This window comes from Mediterraneibacter sp. 210702-DFI.3.120 (genome assembly GCF_020561005.1).
Lineage (GTDB): Bacteria > Bacillota > Clostridia > Lachnospirales > Lachnospiraceae > Mediterraneibacter > Mediterraneibacter faecis.
This window is the reverse complement of sequence record NZ_JAJCNG010000042.1, coordinates 1-8536: the sequence shown is the minus strand read 5'-3', so window position 1 is coordinate 8536 and position 8536 is coordinate 1. Positions and strand designations below refer to the sequence as shown.

At 42.7% G+C, this 8536-nt stretch carries 9 protein-coding genes; all 9 read left to right on the top strand.

The window, feature by feature from the left end; translation table 11 throughout:
* Window positions 1-214 precede the first annotated feature (214 nt).
* Window positions 215-2908: a PRD domain-containing protein gene (locus tag LI162_RS14745; RefSeq protein WP_117827491.1), complete on the top strand. Its 2694-nt coding sequence runs from the start codon at window positions 215-217 to the stop codon at window positions 2906-2908.
* A gap of 82 nt (window positions 2909-2990) precedes the next feature.
* Window positions 2991-3410: a PTS sugar transporter subunit IIA gene (locus LI162_RS14740; protein ID WP_009245597.1), complete on the top strand. Its 420-nt coding sequence runs from the start codon at window positions 2991-2993 to the stop codon at window positions 3408-3410.
* A gap of 7 nt (window positions 3411-3417) precedes the next feature.
* A complete protein-coding gene (locus LI162_RS14735) occupies window positions 3418-4263 on the top strand; it encodes a sugar phosphate isomerase/epimerase family protein (RefSeq protein WP_009245596.1) in 846 nt (281 codons plus the stop codon).
* A gap of 13 nt (window positions 4264-4276) precedes the next feature.
* Complete coding sequence (locus tag LI162_RS14730) at window positions 4277-4753, top strand: PTS sugar transporter subunit IIB (protein WP_004843805.1); 477 nt, start codon at window positions 4277-4279, stop codon at window positions 4751-4753.
* Between the two features lie 17 nt (window positions 4754-4770).
* Window positions 4771-5544 (top strand): PTS mannose/fructose/sorbose/N-acetylgalactosamine transporter subunit IIC, encoded by a 774-nt coding sequence (locus LI162_RS14725; RefSeq protein ID WP_117827492.1) that lies wholly within the window; start codon window positions 4771-4773, stop codon window positions 5542-5544.
* Complete coding sequence (locus LI162_RS14720) at window positions 5525-6346, top strand: PTS system mannose/fructose/sorbose family transporter subunit IID (protein ID WP_117827493.1); 822 nt, start codon at window positions 5525-5527, stop codon at window positions 6344-6346. Before LI162_RS14725 ends, LI162_RS14720 begins: the two co-directional genes overlap by 20 nt.
* 43 nt (window positions 6347-6389) lie before the next feature.
* Window positions 6390-7085: a transaldolase family protein gene (locus tag LI162_RS14715; protein ID WP_004843808.1), complete on the top strand. Its 696-nt coding sequence runs from the start codon at window positions 6390-6392 to the stop codon at window positions 7083-7085.
* A 20-nt stretch (window positions 7086-7105) separates the two neighbouring features.
* Window positions 7106-8230 (top strand): glycerol dehydrogenase, encoded by a 1125-nt coding sequence (locus LI162_RS14710; RefSeq protein ID WP_227156852.1) that lies wholly within the window; start codon window positions 7106-7108, stop codon window positions 8228-8230.
* A 17-nt stretch (window positions 8231-8247) separates the two neighbouring features.
* Window positions 8248-8454, top strand: a complete 207-nt coding sequence (locus LI162_RS14705; protein ID WP_117827495.1) for an HPr family phosphocarrier protein — start codon at window positions 8248-8250, stop codon at window positions 8452-8454.
* Window positions 8455-8536 lie beyond the last annotated feature (82 nt).

The window sequence follows — 8536 nt, the reverse complement described above, 5'->3', positions numbered from 1 at the left end:
TCTTTTTTAGTTGCCAAGCATATGAGAAAACAGTCCACTGGCCTGTTTTTGAGTGTTTGAGTCAAAAAATGTTAACACTAAGAAAATAAAGTGTCACTTTGTGTTAAAATTTTGATAAAAGCTTCTTTTAGTGTCGGGAATCTTTTGAAGAAAAGACATAGAGAGATTCCCAGAATATAATTGTGCCATAAGGTGAGCAGGAGGAGGTGTTGATATGGCACACAGGAGTTCAAAAGAACAGGTTTACGAATATCTGGAGCAGATCACAAAGGAATTTGACTTTGAACATCTTACGCGTTATACAACATTGGACATCTGTAATAAATTGAATATGTCGCGTTCTCTTGTTTCCTTATATTTAAATGAGCTGGTAAAGGAAGATACCGTAATCAAGATAAGCTCCAGACCCGTATATTACTTGAACCGTGCAGGATTGGAACGTAAGTTCCATATGCAGCTTGCCCAAAATGAGTATCTGGGTATCCAGGAACTTTCGGGTGAGATTAAGAGTAATATTCCAGAAGAGAAGGACTTTGAAAGAGCGATCGGCCATGAAGGCAGCCTAAATTACTGTATCTCGCAGATAAAGTCCGCGCTTGTATATCCAGGAGGTCTTCCAATCTTATTAAAAGGTGAGCCGGGAAGTGGAAAGACTTATCTGATGAGATTGATCCAGGAATATTGTGTGAATAACAGATTGTTAAGTGATTCTAGAAAAAGTCGGAGAATAAAGCTGAATCAGATCAGTGATGGAGAACAATATGAGAAGCTAGAGCAGCTATTATCAGAACTGGAAGACGGCATTCTGTATCTGGAGGATATATCTGCATGTAATGCCAGAGTCCAGGAACGTCTGGCAGAGTATATTGCCAACGGGGCAAAGAAGAAGGGGCGGAGCGTAAAAAAAGAAAATGTCCGTCTGGTCATGAGTGCCGACGAGAAGATGTTCTCACAGATTTCCAGAAAATTACTGGTGAATGTACCTGTGATCTGTGAAATCCCTTCGTGGATTGAGAGAAATGAAGATGAGAGGAAAGCATTTGTCGTGAAGTTCTTTAAGGAGGAACAGGAACAACTCGGCAGAACCTTATATCTTTCAGAAAAATTGATACACAAGCTTATGAATTATCAGTTTGAACATAATATTGCCGAACTTAAGCAGTGTGTTACTATGGTCTGCGCAAATGCATACGCGCAGGATTCATCAGAAGAATCGTTGGAAATCTATCTTTACAATCTGCCGGCAAAGCTGCAAGGAAGCATAAGTATGAAAGAACAGGATGCCACTCTGGTCAGATTAGATGTGATCCAGTCAGATCCTGCGGCAGATAAGATACTGGAGCTGTGGAAGAATCTTCTGGATAACTATAGATATTCTGCCGGCGCAGGGGAAAGCTTTGCGACATTTTTGGAACTAGGGAAAAAGACACTAAAGTATTATTATGATATATTGATCTTTCAGGAATTATTTTTTGATGAGAGACTAAGGCCTTTGGAGAAGATCGTCGTTGAAATGATCGCAAGTATTAGAAGCTCCTACAATGTTAATTTCCCAGTAAATTGTGCTTATGTAATCGCAAGAATGATGGTTGCACAGCAGAATCATAATTCAAGGATACAGATCTGGGAGAGGGAGCACCGCGAGGAGATCCAGAAGATTTATAATCTGTTGGTCGATAATATGCCGAATATTAATTGTCTTACAGAGCTTCTCGATAAACAGATTCAGTCTAATACAAACATACAGCTTTCTTATATGAACAGAGTGTTTATCATGATGAACATTTATTCTTATAATCACAAATTGAAGCTGATAGATACAGCAGGTGTTGTGCTGTGCCATGGTTATAGGACCGCAAGTTCTATTGTAGATACAGTTAATACGATCTTACAAGTACAGGTATTTGAAGCGATCGATATGCCGCTTGACAGTTCCATCCATGATGTCATCCAGAAATTATCTGTGTTCATTGAAAAAAATAGTTATTTTAAAAATATGATCCTGATGGTAGATACAGGGTCATTGGAAGGCTTGGGAGAGATTATTGACGGTTCTATGAATCTTGGAATCATCAATAATGTTTCCACGATCCTGGCATTGCATATAGGTGAAAAGATGCTGGCAGGAGAGAAGATGCGGGATATCCTGGAGACGGTATGCAGGGAGAATCAATGCAGGTATAGTATCATCAGCCGCACAAAGAGAGAGAAGGCAATTGTATTCGCAAGTGACGCGGGAAGAAATATTGCAGAGAAGCTGACCCGGCTGTTTAAGGACAGTCTTCCTAAGCCGATACCGCTTGAGATGATAGCATATGATTATGACGCGTTATTCAAAAATGGCAGCAAGGATGTCATTTTTGAAAAATACGATGTACTGCTTCTGGTTAAGACGCTGAGTCTTAGGATTCCAGGTGTCAAGTCGGTTACACTGGAAGAGATCATGAATTTTAACAACATTAATGTAGTGGATGAGGTTCTGTCTTATTATCTGGAGGAAGGAGAGATCGAGTACTTTAATCAGAAGCTGCTGAAAAACTTTTCACTGCAGTCAGTTCTTGAGAATCTAACGATCTTAAATGCTCAGAAGCTATTAGATTATGTAAGTGATGCAACAACCCTTCTGCAGCAGATGCTGAAGAGAAGATTCCTGAGCAAGACAGTGATAGGGATCAATATGCACATCTGCTTTCTGATCGAACGCCTTGTTACAAAAACGCCGATTGAGAATTATGAGAATCTAGATGCGTTTGAGGCAGAACAGCAAGAATTTATCAATATCGTAAATGAAAGTTTCCACACACTGGTAAGCCACTATAATGTAGAACTGCCGGTCAGTGAGATCGCGTATCTGCATGAATACATCAAGAATGATGTAAAAGTGGAGGGAAACGAGAATCAATTTTGATTACAACTTTATCTGGGCAAAGTAAGGCCGAGATCATGAAGACTTTGTCAGATAAAGATGTAAATATAGGAAAGGAGCTTTTATGCAAAGACTAGTATTAGCATCCCATGGTTATCTTGCCGAGGGAATGAAGAATAGTGCACAGATCATCGTGGGGAAGTCCGCGAAGATATATACTATATGTGCATATGTCAAGGAAGGAATAACACTAGAAAGCCAGATTAACGAACTATTCGACAGTTTCCCGGAGGATGATGAGATGATAGTAGTTACAGATATATTTGGCGGAAGTGTGAATAACGAGTTTATGCAGCGATTACAGAATAGAAGATTCTGGCTTGTCTCAGGGATGAATCTGCCGTTAGTGATCCAATTGGCAATGGCAGAAGATGGCGGCTGTATATCCGAAAGTATTAAAGAAGCGCTGGAGACTGGAAGAGAGATGATCTGTTTCTGTAATCCTATGGTAGAAGTTGCTTCTAAAGAACAGGAGGAGTTTTGATACAAATATGAATAGGGATCAATTATACGCGATGAATATCCATTATCGCTATTATGATCTGGAATATTTCTTCCGGGCTTGTCAGAAGATGAACCTTAAGCATGCAGAATTGTGGCTCTGTCCACAGCATTTTTACATAAATAGCATGTGGTCTGAGAGCCCTGAGAAATTGAAAGGTCTGATGAAGCGGTCTGGCGTACAGATATCTTGTATCTGTCCAGAACAGAATAATCCGAAACCGAATAATATAGCTGCAAGATCTGAGCTTTTGATCGAGAATACAAGAAAATATTTTCAGAATGTGATCATACTTGCCTCAGAGTTGGGCTGTGACAAGATACTTGTAACACCGGGGTGGAACTACCATGATGAAGAAGTAGATGAAGCAAGGAAAAGATCAATCAGAATGCTGCAGAGCTTATGTGATATCGCAGATCCATATGGAATAAGCCTTGCAATGGAAAGTATCTGGGATCACTCTTCAGATATTGCTAATACAAAGGAAAAGGTTAAGCTTATCAAGGATGGTGTAGATCGCGAAAACTTTAAGCTGACAGTGGACCTTGGAGCATTAGGAGCAGTGTCAGAGTCTATAGAAGAATGGTTTGCACTCTTTGGAGAGGATATTATACATTGTCACTTTACGGATGGTAAGCCGGCAGGCTGTCCGACCGGACATATGCCGTGGGGACTGGGAGAGCGGAATATGCTTGAAGTTCTTAAGGCATTTGAGGCAAATGAGTATAGGGGCGGATTTTCTATGGAATATGTGGATGCAAGAAGCTTTAGGAATCCCGAAAAGTGGGACAGGCAGACAGTAGAACAGTTTGAATCCTGTCTGGAGAGAATGTAGGAGGTAATAGTAGATGATTAAGATATGTAGGATCGATCATAGATTGCTGCATGGACAGGTAGCTTTCGTATGGTGCCGTTCACTGAATGCGGATGCGATTTTGATCGTATCTGATGCGGTGGCAAAAGATGAGATGCGCATGGCGACGATGAGACTGGCAAAGCCTGCAGGTGTAAAGCTGGTGATCAAGAGTGTCGAAGATTCTATTAAAGTGATTAACAGCGGAGTCACAGATAAGTATAAGCTTATGGTGGTGGTAGAAAATGTACAGGATGCCTATGATCTTGTGAAGGCTTGTGAGAGGATCAAGAGTGTGAATCTTGGAGGAAGCAAGATTGAAGAAAACCGAAGAAAGCTGGATACGGCGTTCTATGTGGACGACAATGACTGCAGATTGTTGGGAGAGCTTTTAGATCATGGAATTGAACTTGAGATTCGTCAGGTGCCAGAAGAGAAGAAAAAGATTGTTACGAAAGACATGTTGAGTTAATTGAGGAGGAAATATATATGCTACAGGCAATATTGATCGGACTTATTGTGTTTATTGGAAAAGCAGATTATTTTATCGGAACAGCAATGTTTGGAAGGCCGCTTGTACTGGGTGCTCTGGTGGGAATTGTACTAGGGGATATACCAACAGGCGTTATGATAGGATTCCAACTGGAACTTATATTTATGGGGATGCAGGCGATCGGAGCTTCTATTCCGCCAGATATGATCGTAGGTTCTGTCCTTGGCACAGCATTTGCGATTACGACGGGAAAAGGTATGGAGACCGCAATTACGATCGCTATGCCGGCGGCAATCTTGTCAGCGTTTGTTGTCAATCTGTTCTATGGCGTCATTACGCCGATCATGGCAAAGGCGGCGGACCGCTTTGCCGAGGAAGGTAAGTATATGAAGATTGAAGGTGTATTTTTAAGTAATGGATTCTTGTTTGACCTGACGTTCGCAGTGATTGCCTTTGGTGCATTTCTCTTTGGCGGAGATTCAGTTACGGCAGTGGTTAACGCAATTCCAGGATGGCTGACGACAGGTATCGGTATCGCAGCAGGCATTCTGCCGGCACTTGGTTTTGCGCAGCTTATCAATATGATCATGAACAAGAAGGTTGCGGTATTCTTCCTGTTAGGATTCTTGTTAAGCGCATATATGGGAATATCTACGGTTGGTATTGTATGCTTCTCAGTTGTTATAGTGGGAATCTTACTGATCGTGAAGGATTTTGTACCGAATCAACCAGCATTACAGGGAGGAATGGATGATGACAATGAATTCTAGAAAAACATTAGAGAAAAAGCAGTTAAAGAGTCTCTTCTGGAGATCATTTACCACATCACATGCATGGCATTATGAGAGACAGCAGCATATGGCATTTGAGTTTGCTATGATACCGGTCATCAACAAATTATATGACAAAGAAGAGGACAGGATAGATGCATATAAGAGACATATGGAATTCTACAACTGTCAGACGGCTATGCAGCCTTTTATCTGTGGAGTGGCAGCGGCGATGGAAGAAGAGAATGCCAATAATGAGGAGTTCGATACCTCTTCCATCAGCGCCATGAAGGTAGCTCTTATGGGACCTCTTGCAGGTATTGGTGATTCTCTGATCGGAGGAACACTGCGTGTGATCGCGACTGGTATTGTAGCAGGTCTGTGCATGAGCGGAAGTCTGTTAGGACCGATACTCTTCCTTCTGATCTACAATATCCCGACGATCTTACTTCGTTACTTCGGAGTGAAGTTCGGCTATGGGCTTGGTAATACTTTGATTAGTAAGCTGTCAGAGGGAGACCTGATGAAGAAATTGACGATGGCAATGGCAATCGTGGGATTGATGGTAATTGGTGCGATGGTAGCGATGACTGTCGCGGTAACGACACCGATCGCGTTCAATATCAATGATACAGCATTTTCCTTACAGGAGACTCTGGATAGTATCTTCCCGTGCCTGCTTCCGATGGCGGTGACATTGGGACTCTATAAATTGAATAAGAAGCATGTAAGTGTTCTTGTGCAGGTGATCGGTATCATGGTGCTGGGCATTGTGCTTGGGGCGATAGGAATCCTGGGCTAAAGGTACGATAAAAGATAAATAGAAAATACGGAGGAGAGAAATTATGGAATATTGTTTAGATACTGGCGATCTTGAGATGGTCAAAAAGGTGGCAGACTTATACCCAATCAGGTGTTTTAGCATGAACCCGAGTATAGCGGTGAATTGTCTAAGGGGAACAGGAAGAACCTTCCTTCAGAATGCAAAGATGATCCGTGAAGTGATCGGTGAGGACACTCCATTTTATCTGGAGGCAATGGGTGATACTGCAGAAGAGATGATTGAGGATGCGCATAAGATACGCCAAGAGATCAAGGGAAATACAATGATCAAGATCCCGGCGTGTCCACAAGGCTTCAAGGCAATCCGTCTCTTAAAGGAAGAAGACATTCTATGTTCCTGCACTGCGATTTATGATTTTAACCAGGCAATGTTGGCGGCAGAGGCGGGCGCATATTGTGTTGCAGTGTATGTAAGCCGTGTTGATAATTCAGGTGGAGATGGAATTGAGGTAGTAAGAAAGATCAAGGAAGCATTTGTGATGGAAGGGATTGCGTGCAAAGTGTCTGCCGCATCGCTAAAACAGGTAAATTATCTGGAGAAGGCAGCCCTCGCGGGAGCTGACAATGTGACAGTAACCTTGGATCTGCTTGAGAAGATGGCGATACATCCATTGACACAGAAGACGTTAGATACCTTTAAGGCAGACTGGGAAAGCCTGTTTGGAGAAGGAATGCGGGTTGCCAATATGACAGAATGATCTATGGAGTGAGTGACAAGATGAGCAGAAATACAAATTACCGGGCGTGGGGGTCTGTGGGACATTACCTGCAGGGTCCCGGCCTGCTGGAAGAAATTGAGAGTTATACAAGTGGATTCGGTACAAAGCATTTCTATATCATTGATGTATTTTTCTTTGATACATGGACACAGAAGCTGGCAGAGATCTATGAAAACAGTAAAAGTACCTTTCAAAGTGCCGTATTTGAAGGAGAGGTTACCCGAAGTAAGATCAGGGAATTCCAGGAACAGGCAGTGGGAAGTGACATTGATACGGTGATCGCGATAGGCGGAGGGAAGTCCATTGATGTGGCGAAAGTAATCGCGGCGGATCAGGAGTGTTCGTTGGTAGTCTGCCCGACGATCGCGTCTACCGATGCGCCGACCAGTGCAATGTCCATCTTGTATAGTGAAGAGGGAAAGATGAATGAGATCATGCTGCATAAGAAGAATCCGGATCTGGTCTTAGTAGACAGTAAGATGATCGCCAATGCTCCGGTCCGTTTCCTGGTGGCAGGTATCGGTGATGCATTGTCCACGTATTTTGAGGGACTTTCTAATGTTCAGACACAGCATGAGAACTATGTGTGGTGTGACAAGAAGCCATTTGTGAGCACACTCAGCGGACGGGCGGTCGCGAAAGAGTGCTTTGACACCCTGATGGCAGACGGAATCCAGGCGAAGCTGGCATGTGAGAGACATATCCTGGTGCCGGCGCTTGAGAATATTATTGAAAGTAATATTCTTATGAGTGGCCTTGGATTTGAGAATGTCGGCTGCTCTGTGGCACATGCGATTGGGAATGCGATTACGGTTCTTCCAGAAGGAGAACGGATGATGCATGGCGAAAGGGTTGGATTCGGTGTCGTGTGTCAGATGATAGCGGAGCATTATAATCAGGAGATGATAGATCAAGTGCTTAGCTTTTGTGTGGATGTCGGTCTTCCGGTATGCTTTCATGATCTACAGATAGAACCTTCCGAAGGGAATCTACATCTGATAGCAAGGGAATCTCTGGAAGCAGTATCCTGGCAGGCATGCAGCAGAACTTATGGGGAAGAAGATATTGTGCAGATTATGCGGATGGCAGATGCATTAGGCTGTTCTTATCTTTCTAAGAAGTAAAAGAGGAGGATGCCAGACTGGCAGGAGAGTTTGTGAAGCTTGCGAAGTCTCTGGATTCGATGGTGACGATCAAGAAAGCGGACAAAGAAGTCGATGCATCGAGGCTTCTGTCTCTGATGGGATTAGGTGTAAGATGTAACGATGAGGTGATGGTTTGTATAGAGGGCGGTAACGAAGACGCAGCATATGATGATATGAAACAATACTTTGAGGCGAATTTATAAGGGACAGGGGCTGTCGCACTAAAATAGAAATTGAATTGCTCCCCGTCAAGTAGACAATTGAAAAAATATAAATTTTTCCTGG